This is a genomic window from Klebsiella sp. BIGb0149 (assembly GCF_004362605.1).
GTDB classification, from domain to species: domain Bacteria; phylum Pseudomonadota; class Gammaproteobacteria; order Enterobacterales; family Enterobacteriaceae; genus Klebsiella; species Klebsiella terrigena.
Genome location: NZ_SNYG01000003.1, coordinates 219,365 through 242,541, shown reverse-complemented (window position 1 = coordinate 242,541; position 23,177 = coordinate 219,365). Strand labels below are relative to the sequence as shown.

Sequence of the window (23,177 nt, the reverse complement as noted above, 5' to 3'; positions counted from 1 at the left end):
CGGGAGCGTAAAACGGGAGGCGCAGCGTTGCCTCAAAACGGTGCAACGCTGCGCTAAGAAGAGAGGTTACCAGACCTGAGCGGCGAGCCCGGTGACCAGGCGGACTTTATCCCACTGCTGGGACTCGGTCAGCGCATTTCCCTCTTCGGTAGAGGCGAAGCCACACTGCGGGCTGAGGCAAATTTGCTGCAGCGAAACGTACTGCGCCGCCTCCGCCAGCCGCGCCTTCACCCCTTCAGGATTTTCCAGCTCGCCGTTCTTGGTGGTGATGAGCCCCAGCACCACCTGCTGATGGCCAGGGCGGATAAAGCGCAGCGGCGCAAAGTCGCCGGAGCGGTCGTTATCGTACTCAAGGAAGAACGCATCGATATTGACGCTGCCGAACAGCACTTCCGCGACCGGCTCGTAGCCGCCTTCGGAGATCCAGGTGGAGCGGAAGTTGCCCCGGCAGACGTGCAGACCGACGGTTAAATCATCCGGCTTGCCTTCGAGGGCCTGGTTGAGCACCCGGGCATAGATCCGCGCCAGCTCGTCAGGGTCTTCCCCACGGTCGCGCACCTGCTGGCGCTGTTCGTCGGAGCACAGGTAGGCCCAGACGGTATCGTCCAGCTGCAGATAGCGGCAGCCGGCGTCATAGAACGCGCGGATCGCGTCGCGCCAGGTGGTCGCCAGGTCGGCAAAATAGCCGGCGAGGTCCGGATAGACGGTGGAATCAATATCTTTGCGTCCGCCGCGGAAATGCAGCACGCTCGGGCTGGGAATGGTCATTTTTGGCTGCGCGTCGCCGCTGATGCTTTGCAGAAAGCGGAAGTCTTTCAGCATCGGATGTTCGCCAAACGCCAGCTTGCCGGTCACCCGAATGCCGTGCGCCCGGGTCTGCACGCCGTTGAACTGGATGCCGTGGTCCGAATCGTAGCGCTCGACGCCCTGCAGGCCGTCAAAGAAATCAAAGTGCCACCACGCGCGACGAAACTCCCCGTCGGTCACCACGTGCAGGCCGCAGTCGCACTGCTGCTGTACCAGCTGGCGAATCGCTTCATCCTCCACCCGGCGCAGCTGCACGCCATCGATAGCACCTTCGGTAAACTGCTGACGCGCCAGCTTAATGGCGTTTGGACGGAGGAAGCTGCCGACAATATCAGCGCGGAACGGGGCCTGTGAGCGTTGCATGGTGTCTCCTTAGCGGCAGGCCGGTTTAGTTGCCCACCGTGATAGTTCATTATTTGAATTTATAGACTTCTGGATGGCTATATGTCCAAATACTGGCACGCAGCATGTCGATCGGCAAACGAGAAAATTTCATGGTTGATGAAATATTTTCATCCAGCGGTCAGCTTACTCTCCAGAGGCTGACCGCCGCCCGGCTTAGTCGGCGAAAGGCAGCCCTTCATCCTGCCAGCCGGTCAGGCCGCCGATCATCATCTTCACCGGTCTACCCAGCAGCGCCAGCCGCAGCGCCGCGGCGTCCGCGCCGTTGCAGTGCGGGCCGGCGCAGTAAACCACGAACAGCGTCTCCATCGGCCATTCGCTCATTCTGGCGGCATCAATGTGCCGGTGCGGAATATGCAGCGCCCCGGGAAGGTGGCGGCGGGCAAAAGTTTCCGCACTGCCGACGACGTGCAGCAGGACAAAATCGGCCTCGCCTTCGCTCATCGCCCGGTGGACGTCAGCACAATCTGTTTCAAGACCCAGCTTTTTGCCGAACCAGGCGGCGGCTTCGGCGGGTGCGGCAGGGGTAAATTCGGTAACAACACTCATGGCGTATTCTCCTTGTCTGTGATACCACTTATTTAATGACACCTTCACTCTCTTATCCGCTGGCAACCATGACAGAAAACGCTGAAATCATGCCAATTCCAACCGTGACGTTGTCACCGAAACGGGTGGTTGCGCTGGCCTACGACGGCCTCTGTACCTTTGAATTTGGCGTGGCGGTCGAGATCTTCGGCCTGCCGCGCCCGGAAATGGGCGCCGGCTGGTATCAGTTTGCGGTAGCGGCCGTCGACAGCGGCGAGCTTCGCGCGACCGGCGGTATACGGCTGATGGCCGATGGCGGCATGGACCTGCTCAGCAGCGCGGAGACCATTGTGGTCCCCGGCTGGCGCGGAATTGATGCCCCGGTTCCCGCAGCGCTCTGCGCGGCGCTGGTTGCCGCCCGCGCCCGCGGCTGCCGCATCATCTCGATTTGCTCCGGCGTATTCGTGCTTGCCGCCGCCGGCCTGCTCGACGGACGCCGGGCAACCACCCACTGGCGCTATACCGACCAGCTGCGCCAGCGCTATCCGCAGATAGAGGTCATCGACGACGTGCTGTACGTCGGCGACGAAAACGTCATGACATCGGCCGGCAGCGCCGCCGGAATTGATTTATGTCTGCATCTGGTGCGCGAAGACTACGGCATTGATGCGGCGAATACGGTTGCCCGCAGGCTGGTTATCTCCCCGCACCGCGACGGTGCCCAGGCCCAGCAGGTTGTCCGTCCGGTGGCGAAGGCGCGGGAAAGCCAGCGTCTGGGGCTGCTGTTCGATTTTCTGCATCAGCAGCTGGCGGTCAGCCACAGCGTCGCCTCGCTGGCGCAGCGCGTCGGCATGAGCCCGCGGACCTTTTTACGCCGCTTTGAGGCGGCAACCGGCAAAACCCCCGCGCGCTGGCTGCTGGATGAGCGTTTGCTGCGCGCCACGCAGCACCTCAGCGACACCCGGCTTAGCGTGGAGAAGATCGCCGAGCTTTGCGGCTTTGCCAATGCCGGCGCCCTGCGCCATCATTTTCGCCAGCAGTTTGCCCTCAGCCCGTTACAGTATCGCAAGAAGTTTTCTGCCCCCGCGGTTGTAAAACCGTAGCGGCAGAGCACAATAGCTTTAATTTGTTTATCTAACGCAAGGAGCTGGTTCCAATGAAAAAAGAGTGTCGCGTGGTGCTTTATAAGGAAGGGATACTGGGAAGTATGTTTTTCGGCGAGGCTAAAGCCGACCCCGATAAGATGAGCCGTTTTCTGAATGAATACACCATGCAGGGCTGGGAAGTGAAAACGATGTCCGTGGAAAGGCGCCGCACCGGCCTTTTCTGGTCACGGGAAGCCTATCTTTTCGTACTTGAACGCGCCCTCTGATCCCCCTCTTCTCCCGCCCGCTTCCGCCGCGGGCGTCATTATTGAGATCTTAAATAATACCTTTTGTTAACATCCGGTTGAAGTTGCGCCGGCTACTATAGCTTCAACAACCGTACCCCCTGTTCAATAAGGACAACCTTAGCGCAAATAAAAACTCAATGGAGGTTAATCATGCTGGGAAATATGCATGTATTTATGGCAGTACTGGGAACCATTCTGTTCTTCGGATTTCTTGCTGCGTATCTAAGCCACAAATGGGATGACTGATGAACGACGATAATCCCCACCCTTAAACGCCCCTTGCTGCTAATGCATCAAGGGGCGTTCTGCTTTATTGCGCTCTGCCGATTACCACCCAGAACGAAAGCAATGTCGATAGTACCGAACCCGCGTCTTCCATTCGTGTTTTAGATATATTTTAGCTGCATCCCTATAGCTCCTTTTATCACGCTGATTGTCTTAAAATGTCCCTGTCTGAAAATACGAGCAATAAATAGTTACTCAGGTATTACAGGGAAAGAGTACCTGTATAACGACGTCAACCCCGGACTTGTTATGTCCGGGATTTATTCAATTACTGCTGGACGCCTTCTACGGAGATAATAAGCTCGACATCCTGTGAGGCCGGGCCCAGGTCGCTTTTAATATTGAAGTCTTTGAGGTGGATGCTGCCAGTGGCCTCAAATCCGGCACGCTTGCCACCCCACGGGTCATCGCCCTGACCAATAAGTTTCGCATCCAGAACAACGGGCCGGGTAACGCCGTTCAGCGTCAAATCACCCGTAATCTCCAGCTTCTCACCGCTCTTTTTGACCGCCGTCGATACAAACGTCGCCTCAGGGAACTTGCCCGTATTGAGGAAATCGGCCCCTCTCAGATGTTTGTCACGTTCAGCATGATTGGTGTCCAGACTGCCGGTAGCAATTTTAACGTTAACCTTATCCGCCGATGGGTTACTTTCGTCATAGGTGAAGGTGCCATCAAAATCTTTAAATGTCCCGTACAGCCAGCTATAGCCGAGATGTTTTATTTTAAAGTTTACAAATGCATGTTGGCCCTCTTTATCAATCTTATAATCCGCCGCTAAAGCAGAGCCTGAAACGAACAAAGCGGTAAACAGCGAAAGTCCCAGCAGGTGTTTTTTCATTTTTTCACTCCAGAGTGTATTGACGTTTTACCCAGCATTCTGAGCAGCGTTGCGTCTTTATCAATAAAATGGTGCTTAATTGCCATCAGGCCATGAAGAATGGATACCACCACGACGCCCCATGCAACCCACAGGTGTATTACGCCCGCAGTATCAGCCTGTATCGCGGCGTCAGATATGAACGCGGGTACAGAAAACCAGCCAAAGACGGTTATCGGTTTGCCATCGGCTGTGGATATGAGGTAGCCGCTAATAACAATAGTGAACAGTGCCAGATAAAGTAACGCGTGAACGAAACCGGCACCTATGCGAGTTATCTTTGAATAGCTTTTTAACGGCTGAGGCGCAGAGGATATAAACCGCCATAACACCCGGATGATTAGCCCCATCATCAAAAGGATACCGATCCCTTTATGGATATCCGGAGCTTTATGGTACCAGGTATCATAATATCCTAACGTCACCATCCACAGCCCGAGCGCGAACATCCCATACACCACAGCAGCCGTGAGCCAGTGCAGGGTTATGGATATAAAACCATAAGCTGATTGTGAGTTTATCAGACGCATTTACCCAGACTCTTTCATGTAACAAAAAACACAAAATGACTTCATTTAATTAATAAATCAATCATTAAGTTAACCTTAATGTGAATTTTTATTGGCATTCAAATTTATTGTTCAAACCTAAGTTTCTCTTACAAATATTCCGCATACACAATTAAAGAAGATGCTTCCTTTTTAATCTTTTATTTATTTACGTAAATTACGCTTACATAAACTCAAGAAAACATTCATTTCTTTGTTTAAGCCCGGAGAGCGTTTCACAGCCAGACAGCGGCGCGGATAGACATAAACATTTGAGCCGTTCAAAGGAGGTCAGGCCGGAGAGTCCGTTTAGCCAGTTTCTTTTGCAGGATGATAACGATAATTGGCAACCCTGCTGCGGAAATTGCACATATCACCAGCAGCTTGTTCATATTTTGTGGTCCCATGCCGTGCTCAGGTAATAACAAAGCGGACAGGAAAAATGCGCCGGTTGTAATCAGATACATTATTGATGTCTGTAATGAAGAGAATCCAGCGCGCTGCCCGTCATCAGGAAACTGAATCGCCACCGCCGAAGATGAAACCAGGCGACTGTAGGATGCACCGAGAAATAACGTCATAAATAACGCCGCATGCTGATAGCCGAGAATGGGTATTAGCAAACTCAGTATAAAGACGATGGTTGACCCGCTAGCCAGCGTCAAAGCGGAAAAACGGGAAGTTAGCACGCCGGTAATTTTTGTAGACAGGTAGCCTGTCATCCCCCCGACGAAGAACAGCCAGGGCAACAGGTCTTGCGAAGCGCCCATCTGCTGGGTGATTAAGGGTACCAGAACCGGAATAACCAGCATGGGACTAAACTGGACAAGCGCATTGCTGGAGGCAAACAGTAAAGTATCCGCATCGAGAGGCTGTGCGGGGAGCCTGTCAAAAGAGACGGGGTCCTGGGGTATGATGAATACAATCAGCGGTAATGCCAACAAACAAAGCGTACTAATTAACCACAAAGCGACATGCCAGCCATAATGCGCACACAAAAATAATATCGTGGGCATGCCTACAATGCTTACCAGCGAAAATGACGCAATGACCGTCGCCAGCATCTTTCCGCGCAAATGCATCGGGGCGTTGTTTATCAATATACTTATCCCCACGCCCATTGTCGTACCTCCAACTAATCCTGCACAGAATCGTAGCGTCAGCAGAAGACTAAAACTGGCGGTGAAGGTAGTCAAAAGTGTTAGCAGGCCTAACAGCGCCATATTGGCAATTAAAAAACGTTTCTTATTGAAACGACCAATCCGGTAAAAGGCGATAATTCCCGAAAGGACGGCACCTGCGGTGTACATACCGGATACGTAGCCTGAGAAGGAGACGGGAACGGCGAAATCGGCTGCCATAAAAGCAAAAATAGGGTTGAACATCATATATTCCAGCGCATTAGCGAACTGGATAAAAGCCATTACAGCGGCTATCCGCATGAGGGCTTTATGATTAAACGTCGGTGCGATCGGTGACATAGCAAGCAACCTGTGGATGAAGGAGACCCGAGTTTAACCCCTATCAAAAATATTCATTAGATGGTAAAAGTGACACTCATTATTATCATATATGGGATAATTGATGCGTCCGGCTCTTGATTTTAATACCCTGAAAGTGTTCATTGCCGTGGTTGAAAGAGAAAGTTTTGTGGGGGCATCGAAAACTCTTGAAATGCCGAGCTCTAACGTGAGTCGTTGTATTTCTCAGTTAGAAGACAAACTGAATCTTCAGCTCATTGAGCGCAGCACCCGGCATATGAAACTCACCCAGGCGGGGCACCTACTCTATACCCGAGCGAAGCCATTACTGGAGGCGCTTGAGCAAACTGAGACAGAATTAACGTTGCGGCAAATGCAGCTCAAGGGCCCATTACGTATCTGCATTCCCAATGAAATAGGGCCTGCGCTGCTGGGTTCTGTTGTTGCCGATTTCGCCTGTCAGCATCCGGAGCTGGAGATCAGCTGCGTCACCAATTTGTCAGGTTTCGAATCCCTGCGCGAGGATCTGGATTTAGCGGTCATTGTCAGCCGCGGTCAAATGGATGACAGTGACTACATCGCCCGTCATCTGCTGACGATCCCCTGCACCATCGTTGCAGCCCCCTGCCTCATTCAGCGGTATGGCACCCCTTCTCGTATACAGCAATTTGAAGAGTTACCCTGTATTACCACGGTAAGTGCGCTGAAAGGCGCGCCCTGGCAGTTCGTCAATAAAAAGGGGGGATTCGAAACCATTAAGGTCAGAGGTCATTATCGGGTAAACAGCGGAGAGATGGCAGGACGAGCCGCGGTCTCAGGTGTCGGTTTTGCCATTCTCTCTAAGCAGGCCTGCCAGCCCTATATTAGCGATGGTCGGTTAATCGAGATTAAGTTTGAACAATCGGTAGCCCCACTGCAGCTGTTCGCAATTTATTCAGATCGCCGCTATCTGCCCGCTAAAACAAGAGCGCTAATTGATTTCATGCATCAGCAGTTGAGCAATATATCCTTCGCAACGTAGGGCAGCGTGGAATAGCCGCAGAGAGTCCGGCCGGCATAATAAAACTCGCCTCAACGCACAACCTCCGCTCCTCGCTCAAAGCCGTCCCAGGTCGTCGCGCGTGGCTGCCTGATGCCAGAAGCATATATTGTTCGTATAATAGCGTTTTAAACAGGCTCTATTCACCGCGACCCACGCCGCGCGCACCGGCAGCCATGCGCTACGTGGCAGCGTCGACGTCGAATGGGTGCGGCTATGAGGAATTTCGCCATGACCCCCTTTTATCAACTGACTGCCACCAGCCTGCGCGGCCAGCGCATCTCTATGGCCGACTATGCTGGCAAGCTGATTCTGGTGGTGAATACCGCCAGCCATTGCGGCTTTACGCCACAATACGCTGGCCTTGAAGCGCTCTACAAGAAGTACGCTACTCGGGGTCTGGTGGTGCTTGGTTTTCCCTGCAACCAGTTCGGTAAGCAGGAACCCGGCGGCGCTGACGAAATAGCGCAGACCTGTCACATCAACTACGGCGTGAGCTTCCCAATGTTTGAGAAAGTGGAGGTCAACGGCGCCGCATCGCATCCGGTGTTTCGTTATCTGAAAGACCAATTGCCGGGCGTGCTCGGGGGGCGGATCAAGTGGAACTTCACTAAGTTCCTGATTGGACGCGACGGTAAACCGCTCAGGCGTTTTGCTCCGTTCACCACCCCAGAGAAAATGGAAGCCGCAATCCTTGCTGCACTTGAAATCTAAGCATTCCGGTAATCAGAGCCCTCCACATCCGGAGCACTTCCGTTATCTGCGCAAGGTTAACGTCCGCCGCTCGCGGCAGGTTCAACGGATGGCTTCGCGGACGCAGGTAGAGTGCGGTTACCGCCGCGGATAAAAGCGCAATATTTATATCGATAGCGTTGCTTCAATACGGATCCTTGTCGCGCAACGTCAGTTCTTATGCTGTTGTAACTGGCGATGTTGCTCAAGCTCATATTCAATGAATGCGTCTATCATGCTCCGATAGACTTTCTCAATAATCACTTCAGGAAGCCCTGCCTCAGTCGCTTTCTCGCGAACCCGATCGATAACCTGCTGCACGCGTTCCGGAGCACGAACGGCGGAGCGATCGCTTTTAAACGCGGCGGCTGCTTTCACACATTCTGCGCGTTGAGCAATCAATTTGACCAATTCGCTATCTATCCGATCGATACAACCCCTGACATCTTCAATGCTGGAAAAAGTCACTTTGTGAACCCCTAAGCTAGTACATGAGTTCAACATAATAGATCAAATCTCAATTGATACCAGCTCCGGGAATGAATTAATGAAAGGCCGGCGGTTCTTTCCTTCAATAGATAATGCCAGCTCCTGGCTCAACGCTGCCCGTCATGCCAGCCTGCGAAATTGGCTTAACGATACGCGTAGAGCGGTTGAGAACGGGATGACTTCATCCAGTTTTCGGCGAGGAAATCGACAAAGCGGCGTATTCTCGAAGAGAGGTGGCGTCTGGCGGCCCATAGTGCACAAAAGTGCCCCTGCCTGACGCACGAACCCGGTAAAACTTCTCTCAAATCCCCCTTCTCCAGCGCGTCGCGAACGACAAAATCAGTTACGTAACTTATGCCCGTTCCCGCCGTGCTTATGCCGATAGCGGCTGCAATATTAATAGAGGCTAATGCACTACCGGCCGGTATCCGTTCAATATGTTCTGTTGACTTATTCTGTAAAAGGAATACTTTTCAGGACATGAAGAAGATACTTATTATTGTCCCCGATGGCGGCATGCTGTTTGAATCCGCCGGTATTGCCGACATTCTGATGCAGGCCAACCGCCTGCATCCGCAAGGCGCTACGGACGCCTGTTACCAGGTTCAACTGGCGACAACCCAGCCGCATCAGGTTATCCATGGTCAGTCGGGTTTAAATCTACTGGCGGATCATCGCCTGCATGAGATAGACCCTCGCGAGCCTCTCGATACCATCATTATCACCGGCAGAGGTCAAAACCCGCTGGAAGGAATTGCGGTGGTCGACTGGCTGCGCCTTGCCGCGCCCCATGCCCGTCGCATTGCCTCCATTTGCGGCGGTGCGATGCTGCTGGCGCAAAGCGGGCTGCTGGACGGCAGACGAGCCACTACTCACTGGAAGCTACTGGAAACCCTGCAGGCGGAATTCCCGCAGGTGCGCGTCGAAGGCGGACCGCTGTACGTTCAGGATGAACACATCTGGACATCAGGCGGGGTCAGTTCCGGCTTTGACCTTACCCTGGCGCTGGTTGAGGAGGACTACGGCTTCAGCCTCGCCCGCGACATCGCCCAGGATTTCGTCATGTACCTGCGACGTCCCGGAGGACAGCTGCAGTTTAGCCGCTACAACCTTCAGCAGACCAGCACCCTGGGCCCGATTAACGATCTGCTGGCCTGGCTTCTCGAGAACCTCACCGCCGACCTCAGCGTGGAAAAACTGGCGGCAAAAGTCGCCATGAGCCCGCGTAACTTCACCCGCGTATTTACCCGGGAAACCGGCGCTTCGCCGGCGCGCTACGTCGCCGAGGCCCGCCTGGCCGCAGCCCGGCAGCGTCTGGAGCAGACCAACGAGACGCTGGATCGTATCGCCGAACAATGCGGATTTGGCAGCAGCATTAACCTGCGACGGCTATTTGAAAAACAGCTTCACCTGACGCCGGGAGAATATCGCCAGCGCTTTCACTGCCGCAAAATGGCGTAAAGTGATCCTTTTTTGTCATTTACGCCAACTGGCGACCGGCCTACATTACCTTCAGAGACAACAGATAAGGAGTTGATCATGGTAAAGGTCGGTATTAACGGTTTTGGCCGTATCGGACGCAACGTACTGCGTGCTGCACTGGGTAATCCGGATATTCAGATTGTGGCAATCAACGATCTGACGGACAGTAAAACGCTGGCGCATCTGCTGAAATACGACTCGCTGCTCGGCAAGCTCGATGCCGAGGTCACCGCCGGCGAGGGGCAGCTTGTGGTTGACGGTAAACCCATCACCGTGTTCAGCGAACGCGACCCGGCCAACATCCCGTGGCGTCAGAGCGAGGTTGATATCGTCATTGAAGCTACCGGCTTCTTCACCGATCGCGACAAGGCGGCGGTGCATATCCATAGCGGTGGCGCAAAGCGGGTGATTATCTCCGCCCCCGGTAAAAACGATGATTTAACCATCGTGATGGGCGTTAACGACGGCCTCTACTCCCCGGATAAGCACTACGTGGTCAGCAACGGTAGCTGCACCACCAACGGTCTGGCGCCCGCCGCGCAGGTTCTGCACCAGCATTTCGGTATCAAGCATGGCCTGATGAATACCACCCACGCCTACACCAACAGCCAGGCGCTGCATGACCAGCCGGAAAAAGACCTTCGCGGTGCCCGCGCTGCGGCACTGTCGATTGTGCCTTACTCCAGCGGTGCCGCGAAGGCGCTTGGTAAAGTCATTCCCGAGCTGGATGGCCGCTTAACCGGCTACTCGCTGCGCGTACCGGTTCCGGTGGTCTCCATTGTCGACCTGACCGTCACGCTTGAGCGGGATGTGACGCCAGAAGAGGTCAACAATGCGTTTCGTGAAGCCGCCGCGGCGGGACCGCTGAAAGGGATCCTCGGCTACAGCGATGAACCCCTTGTCTCAAGCGACTACCAGGGCGATCCGCGATCTTCCATCATCGACGGTCTGTCAACGCTGGTGATTGGCGGCAATATGGTCAAAATTCTGGCGTGGTACGACAATGAATGGGGATTCTCTAATCGCCTCGTCGACCTGGCGCTGCTGATGGCAAGGCGTGAACGCTAACCCCCCTGCTCTTTCCCTTCCTCTAAAATCCACGCCTGGCGTGGATTTTTTATCTCTGTCGCGAGCGAGTAGCCGCATGGCGGCGTATTGAAAGTGAGTTTGACGGTGGGACAATCGATCCTTAACGGCAAAAGCGGAGTTTGAGCTCGTGCCTGACGGCTCCAGGGATTGTTAGCGAGCTTATGCGGATTGCGGCTAACAAGCCTCAGTTCAGCGTTGAAGGAATGTGTTAACTCGCGGGCAGCTCCCGGGCAATCTGTCCGCTTGCTCCCAGAATCGTTTGCATTTCATTTCCTCTTCTACAGTTGGGACGGATGTCCTGGGATTGACTTTTTTTAAAGTATAAGTTTAATGTCAAGAGACTCACCGGAGATGAAATGAAGATAGGCGATCAGGCAAAAACGACGGGGCTTACGCCTTCCCGCATCCGCTATTACGAGGCGGAAGGCCTAATCGGTGCCTCTCCCCGCCAGAATAATGGTTATCGCCATTATCCACCTGCGACCGCGCTGATACTCATGCTCACTGACCGGGTACAGAAATTTGGCTTCACGCTTGAGCAAATCCGGCAGGTATTACCTCAGGGCAAAGTAACCTGGAACCATGAAGGATTCGTGGCTTCTCTTGAGTCAAAGGGTGATGAGCTCCGACTCCTGCAGCAGCTCAGGGATAGTTAGCAGGAATACTGAAATAACAAGGATGCTTTATGCAAGAAAAAAATACAGCCGTAAGAAAAACAAAAGAGCCCAGATTTGGCCCGATCCTGCTTGTTATAATGTTATCAGTTTGCTACATATTAATAACAAGAATAGATCTAATGCATACGTTTTTGACTATATACGCGTCACTGGATGATGACTCTCAGGTAAGGGGATACTTCATAATTTCTTTTGTTGCTCTTCTTATCCTGTCTGTTTTATGCGTTTTTTTCCTTTATGCTTTCTTTAAAAGAAAAATAATAACCAAAAAACTCCTCCTCTACATTTACGCCATTTATATATTACTTCCTGCCGCAAGCTATCTGTATGGCATTTATGTGGTAGACGTCGGAGTCGATATCATCGCCGCTGGATATATTGACAATCTACTGATTGATATGATTATTTTTTCATTATTTATCTTGTACGTTTATTTATCAGAAAGAGCAAAAGCGATTTTTATAAACTAACGCCAATGATAACCAGGACATTCAGATGAAGATTTACTGGACCAAAAAAAGCATCCCAGAGTTAGCGGAACTTCCGCAAGATTTAAGAAGGAAAAATTTTAAAAATGCATACAACGCCATATCTACCCACATTGAATACTGGGTCGGAGCTGGTATAGCATTTCTTTATATTGTATTTTTCTTTAGGGCTTATGATTATTTCCTGCCGGGGCCAAACTCATTCCCGAGAGATATAGTAAGAACGGTCGTCGTTGTCTATCCAGCCATGCTTATCTGGTTCCCGTTCACTGTTTATGGTATGAGGAAGCATTATCGTCACATACTGGAAAGAGAAAAAAACGAAAAAGAGGAAACGGACGTAGAAAAATTGATTCGTGAAGCCGACGCCAGAGAATATAAGCAATGGATGCCTTGTCGTCGCCTGGCCCTTATCATAATAATGATAACCGGACTGTTACTTTTCATCGAGCTAGCCAGAACGACATATTGAAAATAATTTACAGGAAAAGGAAAGTTACGACTTTCCCTTTCAGCTCAACTAATTAATTTGATCAGCAGCTATCAATATGTTGGCGAATTTGATAGATGAAAAATCCTGCTCCCTGCTAATCCCCACATGCCAATGTCAGTAGAAGACTTCAACCCTGCCCCCGAATATGCTCCAGCCATCATCAGGAATAACCGACAAATAAAAAGATAAAGGAGCCTCCTGGCAGACGTCATATTTGCCACAGGAGGTTCGCTGTGTGCCAGGAGCGGACTATTTTTAGATCGCCATTTAATCCGCCAGCAAGCTCATTTCTTCAGAGAGCCACTGCCTGAGCATTCGTATTTTAAATGAATCCTGATTATCTGAACGGTAAACTAAATCGTACCCCCGCTCAGCCTTAAGTTTGTGCTGCGGAAACGGAGCAACAAGCCTTCCCGCTGCTACATCATCTGCAATCAGAACGCTGCGTCCCAGAGCCACGCCTTCCCCACGTAGAGCTGCGTCAGTCGCCATGCTGCCGAGAGTCCATAAGGGCCCCTGATGGCAGCGGAAATTTTTGTCTCCGGCCATTGCAAACCATGCCTCCCAGTTCGCCTGCATTCTGTACTCATGAAGAAGAACGCAGTTTGAAAGCGCCTTAATCTCTGTCAGACCATTATGTTCCTCAAGAAAACCAGGACTACAGACAGGGGTGACGGTTTCATCGAAGATACGCTCAGACGAAACGTCGCGATAATGGCCAGGGCCGTAACGAATTGCAGCATCTACCTGACCATCATTAAGATCCACGTTAATGTCAGTAACATCCAGCTGAATATCAAACTCAGGATATCTCTGTCTGAACCGGCTAAGACGCGGGGCCAACCACTTACTGGCAAATGAAACCGTTGTACTGATACGTAAACTCTTTGCCAGGCTCCTTCCACGCAGATGCTCGGATTCCCTCATTAGCTCACTCAGAAGACGGATAACGGTACGATGAAATTCAGCCCCTTCCTCCGTCAGTATTATCTGTCGGGTCAGCCTGAAAAATAGTTTTAACCCCAGATGCTCTTCGAGCTTCCGGATTTGCCGGCTTATCGCACCATGCGTTACGTGCAGCTCCGCCGCTGCCAGTGTCATGCTGGAGAGACGGGCAGTGGCTTCAAAAGCACGCAGAGTCTGCAATGGGGGGAGACGATCAAATATCATACGCGTGATAATAATTCACGCATGTTGTGAGAACAAATGATTTGTCAGGCCAGCGTCCGATAATCAAAATTTACACAAAGAACGTTTTTCATTTCCATAACGAAAATCGGAGGAGTGATGGGCAGTTTGTTTGTTTACGGGACACTTGGTCCAGGTCGACCTAATGCTCATATTCTTGAGCATATCGGCGGCACATGGCAGGAAGGCCATGTTGGTGGTTCTTTATCGGATAAAGGTTGGGGTGCGGAAATGGGTTATCCGGGAATGGTATTGGATGGTTCAGGTAATCGTGTACAAGGATTTCTTTTCACGTCAGAGAATTTACAAAATCATTGGCAGCTACTCGATGAGTTCGAAGGTTCTGAGTATGAGCGGGTAACGGTAGAGGTAACTATATCTTCCGGTCAGACAGTAAAATCATACATCTATATGCTCAAAGCATAAACAACAAGGCCCGCTGCGAGCGGGTTACACAATGGCTAAGACGTCTTGTACCAATCGCTCCTTAGCGTACATGCACGATTCTCTGAGCCGATCGATGTCCGCAGCCGCCAGCCTCAGGTTCTCTCTCACCGGCAGCACGGCGAGACCGCCTCTGACGCGAAGCGCGGCAGCCTGACAATCGACCGGTATCTTCGTTCGGGGCACGCTGGACGAAAAAAACCCGCAGAGATGTGGCTGGCTGATTCAACAGTGCAAAATCCATTTAATGCAAACAGCATCACAATAACCGGGCGTTATTATATGACTTCCGTCACAAAAGCGCGCCTCCCCGTTTGGGGGGAGACGTTATTGAATGGCAAACGCCTTATCTTTCGCCAGCAAGAACGGCCGCAGATACGCCACCGTATTTGATAGTGGGATCGCCTCATCCGCAATATTAATATGAAGTACATTGCGGATATACTCGCGACGAGCGGTGATACGTGCCCACAGTTCAGGATAAGATGCCTGGATTTTTTTCTGCAGCGCGGCGTCTGCTAGCGCCACGCTCTCCTCTGCGCTGACCCCGGTATAGCCCGCTACGGAGGGAATAATATCGATCTGCATAATCATCCCACTCTTCAGCGTTTCCTCCGAATGACGGTAGACGGGAGAGGACATCCACTCCTCATCAGCGCTGAGGTGACCCGGATTGAGGTGCCAGCCATATTTTTCTTTCGGCAGAACTGACTCAACCAGATCGTACAATTCGCCGCCAGGCATCCCTGTTTTGATGTTTTCCAGCCAGCTGACGACTGCCGCAAAATACGGTTTTGCCACACGATCCAGATAATCTTTCTGATTTTCAGGGAGCTCGCTCTCGTCTGCTATCACGAAGCCGGTGCGGCTGGATAGCCCGCCCTTAAAGCCGGTGGTCAGTGAAAGAGGATTGCCGCGCTCCACTTTTTTATATGTCGGATAGAAGTTCGCTTTTTCAAAACGTTGACCGGCTGCTGCAATGGTCACAACGGTCTGATACTGCCCTTCTGCGGCCAACAGCGCGCCGAGTTCGGTTTCACGAATCCCCGGCTCTACCGCGTTCATGGCATCCAGAATAGCGTTGGAAGCCAGATTTGCGCCGTACTCATAGTGGGCAATTTCGTTGTCATTATTTGTGCTTCGGGCACCTTTATCGCCGCGAATAAACAGATGAGCGGCATTTTCGAGAACCACGTTTGGAGCGGTGCTGTTTTTAACAGCCTCAACGATAAAGTAAGGCAGGTCGAAATATGCTTTATTATCGGCCAAAGTAGATGTGAACATTTTCCAGCCGGCCAGGCCAACTTTAGACCGGGTGTTCAATCCCGACTCAATGAACAGCGCTTCGAGCGACTTTTCATTATCCATTGGCTGATTAGGCAGAGAGAAATATGAACAATGTTTCAGGGTGACCGGAATACGGCAATAGTTAGCCATTTTCAGGTTCTCATTTCCCAGAATAACCGTTGCGCTACCTGATTTTTCGAGGATCAGCAGGCCCTCCTCAAACCGAGGAACAAACCCTGTCAGATACTCAAAGTTACCGCCGTGCTCTTTATCCGCATAGATAACGAGCGCATCGAAACCTTCCTCATTCATTCTCGCCAGAACTTTATTTTTTCGTTCGAGCATAGTTGCATCGCTTAAAAATACAGGCGAAACATCGGTGAATTTACGCGGGGCTTCGGCAGTTTGCAGCTGGATATCTTTAGAGTACATAATTTACCTCGCAATCAAGTAGCAGTCAGAATCAGTTCAACGTCGCTTTCCTGCAACGCCTGAATAAAACTGTCGTCAGGACGTATATCCGTAATAAGACAATCAATCAGAGACAGGTCACACACCTTGAAAAAGCCTGTGGTATTAATTTTGCTGTTATCTGCCAGGGCTATGACCCTGGTTCCCTGCATGACCATCTGCCTTTTCACCAGGCCTTCTTCTTCGGTATGAATGAAAACGCCTTTGTCAGAAATGGCGAAAATTCCCAGCAAAACATAGTCAACGTGATATTCAGCTAATTTCTGAATGGTTTCACTGCCGAACAAAAAGAGCTGCTCTTTGTGCAGTTTCCCAGGCAAAAGCTTCACATCGGCTGTTGCGTTTTTAGCCAGCCTGTTGGCATTGGTTAAAGAGTTAGTTATTGCCAGTATGTGCTTATCAGCAAGTTGAGGAATAACGGCTTCGACCGTGGTTGACGCATCAAAGATGACGCTGGCGTTGTCCTGGATTAACTCCGCTGCTTTTTTAGCAATCTTTTCTTTAACCGGGTTAAGGGTTCCCGAGCGCTGGCTGTAATCAAAAATCAGGGCATCACGGCTGTTGATCACCGCCCCGCCATGCGTCCGCTTGATGACGTTGTCCTGTTCGAGCCTGATCAGGTCACGCCTGATGGTGTCTTTAGACACCCCCATTCGCGAGACAAGTGTTTCTATCGAGACACTTTTGTTCTCCTGAATGATTTTTTTAATTTTGTTTAAACGATCCTCAATGAACATCGCTACCTCCTCAATGCAAACAGCCTGGCATGATGTGCACTATTTTGCAATATTTAGATCAAACAAGCACCATTGAATGCAAAATAATGCATTTAGATGCAGATAGTTTCTATTCAACCCTGTCATGACCTGAGTCTACGCGCCGCGGCGACAGCCGGCGCTGGTTGAATGTGGTGTCCGTATCGCCTGCCGCGTCAGAGGATGTTATTTTAAATAGTCTTAGGTCTGACGAATAAAAAGGAGAGCACGTGCGGGCAGCAATGAAGGAAAAAATCATCACCATCTGTGAGGCAAAAATCGTGGCTAAGGGCAGTAACGTGGGTCTTTCGTTCTACGCCTTTTTTGCCAATAAAAATGATGACCCTGAGCTGCTGATGGAGGTTGCGCACTGGTGGATCATGGAGATGAAGCTGGATCATTTTGAAAAGGCAGAAAAGATAAAAGCCCTCGTTTTAGATATGTAACGAAGAGAGCGGCCTGCTGCTCACGTGTATTAGCTTACGGCTGAGGCCGCTCAGCCTCGGCTCTGACGGTTCCACTCCTCTCTGGTTATTTCCCATAATTCGGAGTCCAGCTCCCCTTCTATATACTGTTTCTTACCGGTTTGAATCAGGCGCATCCCGGCATTCAGGGATATTTTTTTGGAGGCGTCGTTTCCGCTCGCCTTCGGCGCTCGCAGGACCTCCCGGTTAAGAGAGTTAAACCAGAAATCCGTCACGATACGGCAGGCTTCGGTCATATAGCCCCGGCGTTGCCACTCCGGCACCAGCCAGAACCCGCGATTGTTGTCCTGCTCGTCCGAGAGGCATATATGCCCAATAATAACCGCCGGCTCTTCCTTGCGCCGGATTGTCCAGTACCAGGCCGTGCCTTTTTCTGCGGCCGGCAGCGCAATCTGGTTAACATAACGGCTGGCGCCATCCTGCGGAAAAGGCCACGGAAAGCCGGCGGCAAGATAACGAACAATCTCCCATTGCGGAAATATTTGCTGAATCTGGAGGGCATCTTCGGCCTGAAGCGGTTGAAGATAAAGACGTGAAGTTTCCAGCTTAGGCGTTTTCATATGTCATCCATAAACGATTAAATTAGAGGCTCAACGATTAATAGCATCATGCCCATTACGGGAAAATTTTCATTCTCTTTTGGCGTTTCTCACCGATTCTTTGCGCAGCCATTCACCGGGCGCTTTAATTACGGCGGCGTCAGATATTCCTTAGAGGCCGTCTCTACGCGAGAAGCGGATATTCAATATTGCCGCCGGTTGGGTTAAGTTGTAGCACGGCGTCTTAGCGATGGCTAACCACGGGAGCGGGAAAAGTGAAAATTGACTGGCATAGTGCGTTACTCACGCGTAATACCGTTATTGATAAAGAGTACAAGAATACGCAAAACGTCCGCCGCTTTATGCTCAAGGAGTGTGGGGAGGATTTTCGGTTTGACCGTGAATTCATGGCATGGATCCGTAACGATGTCGCCAAAAGTTTGGGTGACGTTGTCGATGAGTGGAAGCGCAGGCAGCGACGCCCGAAAGAGAGTGCCCCTCTGCGCTGACGGGTTTGTTGGTCGCCAGCGCAGCGTAGCCGCTTAACCGGCTACTCTCTGCGCGTACCGGTTCCGGTGGTGTCGATTGAGTTCCTGATCGGACGTGAAGGTAAACCGCTCAGGCGCTTTGCTCCGTTCACCACCCCGGAGAAAATGGAAGCCGCAATCCGTGCGACACTTGAAGTCTAAGGTCAGGATAGAATAAAACAAGCGCTTACCCGCCCCCTGGCATCAGATGAATATTGGCAAAATCAGCTGTTCCCCGTTTCGATAGCCGGGCGGATTAACGGCATGGACAATTACGCTACGCTCAGACGCGGCAGACGCGACCTGCTCTGCGTTCAGCACCGGGTTTTGTCATGGGATATTCTCGCCCGACTATTAATGCGATTTCAACCTGGCTATGGCATAGATTATACACAGGGGCAGGGTCAGAATCAGAATGCCCCCCCCCAAAAGAAGCTCCCCGGGGAGTTGTAAAGAGTTAGCCCCTTCCGTCCAGTGTTTATCTGACACCTTGCGGAGAAATACGCTTTCGAATGTTATTCGCGCAAAGGGGAACAATGAAACATAAAAAGCCGCCGGGATAAGCAAAAGCGGATTAACACCATCCTGTTCAACCCAGTACAGGGTAAAAATGCCCAAAAATATCAGTCCCATATCAATATGGTTCATATAGTATCTACGCGACATTTTCAAAATGAAACCCTTGCTTCTTTATAGAGAGTACATTGGCCATTTGATTGCTGGATGCAGGGACCTGAAGGCGGTCGAATATCACCTGTAGGGTTGAAACGGATCACCAGAGGTATTCCCCTGCGTTGGTTGCCTTTCTCAAACCTCCATCTCTTAACAGCACCTATGACGGCATCCTCAAAGTATCCCGGCGGGCTTGATTCAATAACCATAATGTTGCTAACACTCCCGTCACTATTTACATCATATTTGAGCTTAACATAGCCCGCAGCCCCCTCTTTGTAAGCCTTCACCGGGTAATCCGGAACCGGTCGCTCAACAGCGACAGGATTCGATTTATGAAAGCAGGCGGAAAGGAACAGAACCAGCAAAATAGGCCATTTTTTTATCATCACTCCCCCTTTGATTATGATTTGGTTGGTAATGAGAATCATTTAGATTATCATTTGAGCGCATGTAATTATAATTGTCACTAACTTTCTAAAAAGGATTACGGAATGGCATACTCTGACAGCGAATTGATAGCCGCGGGCTACTTTAAAAATAAATATGGTGTCTGGCAACGCGGTGCGTTCACCGATCCGGATACTCTTGAAGTAGAGTCCCCGATAGGTGGTCCACTGATAAAGTCGTCCCTGGCCGCAGGGTCAACAATTACTGCTGTTGGTGCAACTTTAGATGCATGGCATGCTGGCGCTGCATTCCCTGCGCCCACCAGTCCGCAGGAAGTCCGTGGCTTCCACGAACAGGAACTCTCCATTCAGATAGGTGAGGCACTCCAGGCACAGAAAGTTCAGTTAGAAAAACTGATGCAGGCACAAAACAACCGCACAGTCGCAGAGGTTAATCTTTATAAGGTTAATACCAAAATACCGATTGATTACGCCAAAGCGCAATTGGCACTACAACAGGCGACACTTAACGAAATGAAAGCGAACGTGGACGCTCTCAAAGCTAACCGTTTAGTCATAGAGACAGATAAAATCTACAACAGTTCTAAAATCTGGTGGCCTACCTCGACTGCAGAAGCAGCAGCAGGGCAGGTTTATGTAGATGGTAAACAAAAAGAGATGGATGAGATCGATCAACAAATTGCTGGCTACCAAAAAATAATTGATGCTATCAACAATAATATCAGCAAAACGAATAAAGATATTCAGTCTATCAATAATGGACTGGTTCCTGATAAATATAAATATAACCAAGAAACTCAAAAGACACTTGATGCTTTAAAAACAGTATCTGACCTTTATAAGGATATTACAGAACAGGCTGGAACTCTTGCGGGCAATACTGCTGCAAAATTAGCGTATCTTTCTGAAGGAAAAAAATAAGAAATTATGAACAGGCTATTGTGGCCTGGAATAAATATCAGACTAAAATAACCCAGAAGTTCAGTGCTGTTGATCTGAAGGCAATAGAAAATTCTCTAAAATCTCTTACACTGGCTGACATCGAGGCGAAACTTGCCATATATAAGCGAGGCCTTGGTCTTACTTCAATCGCGATTGATGGAAATAACATTAGGCGGGAGATTCAGACATCTCTACAAACTGGTAACTGGAATAATACATTCCTAAAAATAGAAACACTTCTTGCAGGTCTTCTTGCTGGTGAAGTTTTGGCCCTGATGTTTTCGTTTATCACATTAACACCACTAACTGCAGCCTCACTGGTTATTCTGTTAGGCGTTGCAGGTGTGTTAATTGATGACGAACTTATGCAGGATTTGAATAACTTTATTGATTCGCTTTAGCTGTATTGCGATTTCACGCCCAACGTCCTCTTCAATAAATCTCAGCGCCAGATCCATGCCCGGGTTTAACTATTTGCCCGGGGCATTAAGAATCGATCTGCTCCATTCATAGAACGCGCGCACCGCGGGAGGGAGGTAGCGGTTCTGCGGGTAGACCAAAAACAGGGGTAAATCGTAGGAGAGTGTATTCAGGCAGGAGACCAGGGTTCCCTTTTTTAAATAGGGAGCAGCCAGATAGCTGGCCACTCTGATTAATCCAGCGCCCGCAAGACCGGCCTGGATATAGGCATCAGTATCATCGACGACCAGGGTTTCCCGCAGGCGAACCGCCCTCTCTTCGCCCTCCAGCGCAAAAAACCACTCCGTGGTGCGCCCGGTTCGGTGATTAAGGAACCCCACCGCCCGGTGGTTCTCCAGACAGTCCAGCGATTCAGGCTTTCCATGCGCGGCGATATAGTTCGGCGAGGCCATCACCGCCCATGTAAACCTGGCGAGCGGGCGAGCAACCAGGGTCGTTGAGTCTTCGACCCTTCCCGCTCTGATCGCACAGTCATACCCTTCCTGAACCAGGTCCTCAATGCTATCGCTCGAGCAAAGGATCATTTCCAGCTCAGGGTAGCGGTCTAAAAATTCGTATATCCTGGGGATAAAGCTGTGCCTTGCCAGGGACTGAGGCATCCCGACTTTAAAGCGCCCTCTCGGCTGGCCCGATCTACCCGGAAAAGACGACTCCACGGTAGCGATATCGGCGAGGATCCTTTTGCACTCTTCGTAGTATCGGCGTCCGTCGGCCGTGACGCTCAGCTTTCGCGTGGTTCGCTGTAAGAGCTGAAGTCCCAGATAGGTTTCCATCTCCTTGATGACGCGAGAAACGGTCGATCGCGGCAGGCCCAGCACCTCCGCTGCCCTGGCGAAACTGTACGTGTCCACCACGTGGACGTAGACCTGCATTGCATCCAGCTTATCCATCATTTCACCCTCGCCCTGACGTGCAACTATTCCATTTTTACTAACAGTTTAACCTGTATTCGTAGACTTATCGAATGACTCTCTCCTCAGTAAACTTGCCCTCAGTGCAGTAAATTCGCTGTTTAACAGGCTGAGGAATCAACATGCAAGATCGTAAACTCACTTCTCCAGAGAAAGTATTGGTGCTGGGAGCGGGACAACTGGGCGATGCCCTGCTCAGCGCGCTGGTGCCTGCCGTGGCGCAGCGTATGGGGTCAGTGACGGTCATCGTTTCCCCTGAGTCACGGGATGCACAAGGCCGCCTGCGCTATGAGAGTCATCAAAAGCACGCGGCGGCGGGCGCTAAATTCATTTCGCTGGATATGGCCGTCGCCACGACGGCCTCGCTGCGGGAAATATTCCTCGGGTATGACACCGTCATAAACTGCATGGGCTTTGTCGCCGGCGCCGGCACGCAGCTGAAGATCGCGCAGGCCGTTCTCGACGCGAAGGTGACGCGCTACTTCCCCTGGCAGTTCGGCGTTAACTATGACGTTGTCGGTAAAGGAAGCGGCCAACCGGTATGGGATGAGCAGTACGATGTCAGAAGCCTGCTGCGCGGGCAAAAGGCAACCGAATGGGTCATCGTTTCAACCGGCATGTTTACCAGCTTTCTGTTTGAACCGGCGTTTAACGTGGTTAATCTCGCCGAAAAAACAGTTAACGCCCTCGGGAGCTGGGATACCCGGGTTACGGTCACCTCACCCGCAGATATTGGCCGCCTGACGACCGCCATCTATTTGCATCAGCCGCGTATCAGGAATGAAGTGGTGTTCGTTGCCGGTGAAACCCTCTCCTGGGCTGAGCTCGCTTCGACGGTAGAGCAGGTGACGCGGCAATCCTTCAGGAAGGACGTATTAACCCTCCCCGCGCTGCTTGATGCGCTTCGTGCTGACCCCGACGATCGGATGCTTCGCTACCGTGCCGCGTTTGCGCGAGGAGTCGGCACGTGGTGGCCAATGAGCGAAACGTTTAATGCGAAAAACAATATCGCCACCGAGGATGTTGCCGGCTGGCTGAAGGCATTGATTTGATTACCCGTCCCTCAGGAGCCGCTGCCGACATTGAAAATATGAGTGTCGGCTTTGTTTATCTCTCTCATTCTGCCATTTTGCGTATTTGCCAACGCGGTTACCGCCACCGGCGATACGCTGGAACAGGCTGAACCGCCGCATCCGCCCGCAACGCCGGTTCGGTGCAACGGGAGCGATAGCGCTTACCTTTTTCCCCGCGGT

30 protein-coding genes and 2 pseudogenes are annotated in these 23,177 nt (G+C 51.2%); 17 read left to right on the top strand and 15 right to left on the bottom strand.

Annotation, left to right across the window (positions count from 1 at the left end):
• Positions 1-66 precede the first annotated feature (66 nt).
• On the bottom strand, positions 67-1,170 hold the full coding sequence (locus EDF75_RS12975) for a cobalamin-independent methionine synthase II family protein (protein WP_133599688.1): 1,104 nt from the start codon (positions 1,168-1,170) through the stop codon (positions 67-69).
• A gap of 195 nt (positions 1,171-1,365) precedes the next feature.
• Positions 1,366-1,758 carry a rhodanese-like domain-containing protein gene (locus EDF75_RS12970; protein WP_133599687.1) on the bottom strand — a complete coding sequence of 131 codons (393 nt, stop codon included), beginning with the start codon at positions 1,756-1,758 and terminating at the stop codon, positions 1,366-1,368.
• Positions 1,759-1,826: 68 nt separating this feature from the next.
• Between EDF75_RS12970 and ftrA the strand changes: the two genes are divergently transcribed.
• The 3 genes from ftrA (at position 1,827) to mgtS (ending at position 3,376) form a co-directional block, all read left to right on the top strand.
• Positions 1,827-2,840, top strand: coding sequence for a transcriptional regulator FtrA (gene ftrA, locus EDF75_RS12965; RefSeq protein ID WP_133599686.1), 1,014 nt, complete (start codon positions 1,827-1,829; stop codon positions 2,838-2,840).
• A 53-nt stretch (positions 2,841-2,893) separates the two neighbouring features.
• A complete protein-coding gene (locus EDF75_RS12960; protein ID WP_041145651.1) occupies positions 2,894-3,109 on the top strand; it encodes a DUF4177 domain-containing protein in 216 nt (71 codons plus the stop codon).
• A gap of 171 nt (positions 3,110-3,280) precedes the next feature.
• Positions 3,281-3,376, top strand: a complete 96-nt coding sequence (mgtS, locus tag EDF75_RS12955) for a protein MgtS (RefSeq protein WP_004102377.1) — start codon at positions 3,281-3,283, stop codon at positions 3,374-3,376.
• 307 nt (positions 3,377-3,683) lie between these two features.
• Here the strand turns inward: mgtS and EDF75_RS12950 are convergent, their stop codons facing one another.
• From EDF75_RS12950 to EDF75_RS12940, 3 genes are all read right to left on the bottom strand, one after another.
• Positions 3,684-4,256, bottom strand: a complete 573-nt coding sequence (locus EDF75_RS12950; protein ID WP_041145653.1) for a YceI family protein — start codon at positions 4,254-4,256, stop codon at positions 3,684-3,686.
• Entirely contained in the window at positions 4,253-4,825 is a 573-nt protein-coding gene (locus tag EDF75_RS12945; protein WP_128878120.1) for a cytochrome b, read from the bottom strand. Before EDF75_RS12945 ends, EDF75_RS12950 begins: the two co-directional genes overlap by 4 nt.
• 299 nt (positions 4,826-5,124) lie before the next feature.
• Positions 5,125-6,324, bottom strand: a complete 1,200-nt coding sequence (locus EDF75_RS12940; RefSeq protein ID WP_133599685.1) for an MFS transporter — start codon at positions 6,322-6,324, stop codon at positions 5,125-5,127.
• A gap of 103 nt (positions 6,325-6,427) precedes the next feature.
• Between EDF75_RS12940 and EDF75_RS12935 the strand changes: the two genes are divergently transcribed.
• Both EDF75_RS12935 and EDF75_RS12930 read left to right on the top strand, forming a co-directional pair.
• Positions 6,428-7,345: a LysR family transcriptional regulator gene (locus EDF75_RS12935; protein WP_133599684.1), complete on the top strand. Its 918-nt coding sequence runs from the start codon at positions 6,428-6,430 to the stop codon at positions 7,343-7,345.
• Positions 7,346-7,594: 249 nt separating this feature from the next.
• On the top strand, positions 7,595-8,077 hold the full coding sequence (locus EDF75_RS12930) for a glutathione peroxidase (RefSeq protein ID WP_133599683.1): 483 nt from the start codon (positions 7,595-7,597) through the stop codon (positions 8,075-8,077).
• Positions 8,078-8,266: 189 nt separating this feature from the next.
• Here EDF75_RS12930 and EDF75_RS12925 read toward each other — a convergent pair whose 3' ends face one another.
• Positions 8,267-8,563, bottom strand: a complete 297-nt coding sequence (locus EDF75_RS12925) for a chorismate mutase (RefSeq protein WP_133599682.1) — start codon at positions 8,561-8,563, stop codon at positions 8,267-8,269.
• Between the two features lie 164 nt (positions 8,564-8,727).
• A complete protein-coding gene (locus EDF75_RS12920; RefSeq protein WP_463671431.1) occupies positions 8,728-9,012 on the bottom strand; it encodes a LysR substrate-binding domain-containing protein in 285 nt (94 codons plus the stop codon).
• A gap of 52 nt (positions 9,013-9,064) precedes the next feature.
• On the opposite strand from EDF75_RS12920, the gene EDF75_RS12915 reads away from it, so the two are divergent.
• The 5 genes from EDF75_RS12915 (at position 9,065) to EDF75_RS12890 (ending at position 12,792) form a co-directional block, all read left to right on the top strand.
• Complete coding sequence (locus EDF75_RS12915) at positions 9,065-10,045, top strand: GlxA family transcriptional regulator (RefSeq protein ID WP_133599681.1); 981 nt, start codon at positions 9,065-9,067, stop codon at positions 10,043-10,045.
• 78 nt (positions 10,046-10,123) lie between these two features.
• On the top strand, positions 10,124-11,134 hold the full coding sequence (gene gap, locus EDF75_RS12910; RefSeq protein ID WP_133599680.1) for a type I glyceraldehyde-3-phosphate dehydrogenase: 1,011 nt from the start codon (positions 10,124-10,126) through the stop codon (positions 11,132-11,134).
• A 377-nt stretch (positions 11,135-11,511) separates the two neighbouring features.
• Complete coding sequence (locus tag EDF75_RS12900) at positions 11,512-11,811, top strand: MerR family transcriptional regulator (RefSeq protein WP_133599679.1); 300 nt, start codon at positions 11,512-11,514, stop codon at positions 11,809-11,811.
• Positions 11,812-11,840: 29 nt separating this feature from the next.
• Positions 11,841-12,302: a DUF2569 family protein gene (locus EDF75_RS12895; RefSeq protein ID WP_133599678.1), complete on the top strand. Its 462-nt coding sequence runs from the start codon at positions 11,841-11,843 to the stop codon at positions 12,300-12,302.
• Positions 12,303-12,327: 25 nt separating this feature from the next.
• Entirely contained in the window at positions 12,328-12,792 is a 465-nt protein-coding gene (locus tag EDF75_RS12890; RefSeq protein WP_133599677.1) for a hypothetical protein, read from the top strand.
• A gap of 288 nt (positions 12,793-13,080) precedes the next feature.
• On the opposite strand, the gene gcvA is transcribed toward EDF75_RS12890, so the two are convergent.
• Positions 13,081-13,983, bottom strand: coding sequence for a transcriptional regulator GcvA (gene gcvA / locus EDF75_RS12885; RefSeq protein ID WP_208113314.1), 903 nt, complete (start codon positions 13,981-13,983; stop codon positions 13,081-13,083).
• Between the two features lie 117 nt (positions 13,984-14,100).
• Between gcvA and EDF75_RS12880 the strand changes: the two genes are divergently transcribed.
• Positions 14,101-14,427 carry a gamma-glutamylcyclotransferase family protein gene (locus tag EDF75_RS12880; RefSeq protein WP_133599676.1) on the top strand — a complete coding sequence of 109 codons (327 nt, stop codon included), beginning with the start codon at positions 14,101-14,103 and terminating at the stop codon, positions 14,425-14,427.
• Positions 14,428-14,772: 345 nt separating this feature from the next.
• Here EDF75_RS12880 and EDF75_RS12875 read toward each other — a convergent pair whose 3' ends face one another.
• Positions 14,773-16,164 carry a M24 family metallopeptidase gene (locus tag EDF75_RS12875; protein WP_133599675.1) on the bottom strand — a complete coding sequence of 464 codons (1,392 nt, stop codon included), beginning with the start codon at positions 16,162-16,164 and terminating at the stop codon, positions 14,773-14,775.
• Between the two features lie 14 nt (positions 16,165-16,178).
• Positions 16,179-16,940 (bottom strand): DeoR/GlpR family DNA-binding transcription regulator, encoded by a 762-nt coding sequence (locus tag EDF75_RS12870; protein ID WP_133599674.1) that lies wholly within the window; start codon positions 16,938-16,940, stop codon positions 16,179-16,181.
• 248 nt (positions 16,941-17,188) lie between these two features.
• Here EDF75_RS12870 and EDF75_RS12865 point away from each other — a divergent pair, with 248 nt between their 5' ends.
• A complete protein-coding gene (locus EDF75_RS12865) occupies positions 17,189-17,404 on the top strand; it encodes a DUF6500 family protein (RefSeq protein ID WP_045858294.1) in 216 nt (71 codons plus the stop codon).
• A 50-nt stretch (positions 17,405-17,454) separates the two neighbouring features.
• Here the strand turns inward: EDF75_RS12865 and EDF75_RS12860 are convergent, their stop codons facing one another.
• The gene (locus EDF75_RS12860; protein WP_133599673.1) at positions 17,455-18,003 is read right to left on the bottom strand and encodes a GNAT family N-acetyltransferase; all 549 of its coding nucleotides are present in this window, start codon (positions 18,001-18,003) and stop codon (positions 17,455-17,457) included.
• 254 nt (positions 18,004-18,257) lie between these two features.
• Between EDF75_RS12860 and EDF75_RS12855 the strand changes: the two genes are divergently transcribed.
• Together EDF75_RS12855 and EDF75_RS27355 are read left to right on the top strand one after the other, a co-directional pair.
• Positions 18,258-18,491 carry a DUF6434 domain-containing protein gene (locus EDF75_RS12855; protein WP_133599672.1) on the top strand — a complete coding sequence of 78 codons (234 nt, stop codon included), beginning with the start codon at positions 18,258-18,260 and terminating at the stop codon, positions 18,489-18,491.
• 78 nt (positions 18,492-18,569) lie between these two features.
• Positions 18,570-18,671: pseudogene (locus EDF75_RS27355) on the top strand (glutathione peroxidase); the annotation flags it as partial.
• A 51-nt stretch (positions 18,672-18,722) separates the two neighbouring features.
• Here EDF75_RS27355 and EDF75_RS27350 read toward each other — a convergent pair.
• From EDF75_RS27350 to EDF75_RS12835, 3 genes and pseudogenes are all read right to left on the bottom strand, one after another.
• Positions 18,723-18,827: pseudogene (locus EDF75_RS27350) on the bottom strand (NAD-dependent epimerase); the annotation flags it as partial.
• A gap of 36 nt (positions 18,828-18,863) precedes the next feature.
• Positions 18,864-19,157 carry a hypothetical protein gene (locus EDF75_RS12840; protein WP_133599671.1) on the bottom strand — a complete coding sequence of 98 codons (294 nt, stop codon included), beginning with the start codon at positions 19,155-19,157 and terminating at the stop codon, positions 18,864-18,866.
• 20 nt (positions 19,158-19,177) lie between these two features.
• Complete coding sequence (locus tag EDF75_RS12835; protein ID WP_133599670.1) at positions 19,178-19,612, bottom strand: TonB family protein; 435 nt, start codon at positions 19,610-19,612, stop codon at positions 19,178-19,180.
• 63 nt (positions 19,613-19,675) lie between these two features.
• Here EDF75_RS12835 and EDF75_RS12830 point away from each other — a divergent pair, with 63 nt between their 5' ends.
• Positions 19,676-20,512 carry a hypothetical protein gene (locus EDF75_RS12830; protein WP_133599669.1) on the top strand — a complete coding sequence of 279 codons (837 nt, stop codon included), beginning with the start codon at positions 19,676-19,678 and terminating at the stop codon, positions 20,510-20,512.
• A 20-nt stretch (positions 20,513-20,532) separates the two neighbouring features.
• Positions 20,533-20,934, top strand: a complete 402-nt coding sequence (locus EDF75_RS12825) for a colicin-like pore-forming protein (RefSeq protein ID WP_166646174.1) — start codon at positions 20,533-20,535, stop codon at positions 20,932-20,934.
• 69 nt (positions 20,935-21,003) lie between these two features.
• Here EDF75_RS12825 and EDF75_RS12820 read toward each other — a convergent pair whose 3' ends face one another.
• Positions 21,004-21,903, bottom strand: coding sequence for a LysR family transcriptional regulator (locus EDF75_RS12820; RefSeq protein WP_133599991.1), 900 nt, complete (start codon positions 21,901-21,903; stop codon positions 21,004-21,006).
• Positions 21,904-22,046: 143 nt separating this feature from the next.
• Here EDF75_RS12820 and EDF75_RS12815 point away from each other — a divergent pair, with 143 nt between their 5' ends.
• The gene (locus tag EDF75_RS12815) at positions 22,047-22,976 is read left to right on the top strand and encodes an aromatic alcohol reductase (protein ID WP_133599667.1); all 930 of its coding nucleotides are present in this window, start codon (positions 22,047-22,049) and stop codon (positions 22,974-22,976) included.
• The last annotated feature ends 201 nt before the right edge of the window (positions 22,977-23,177 follow it).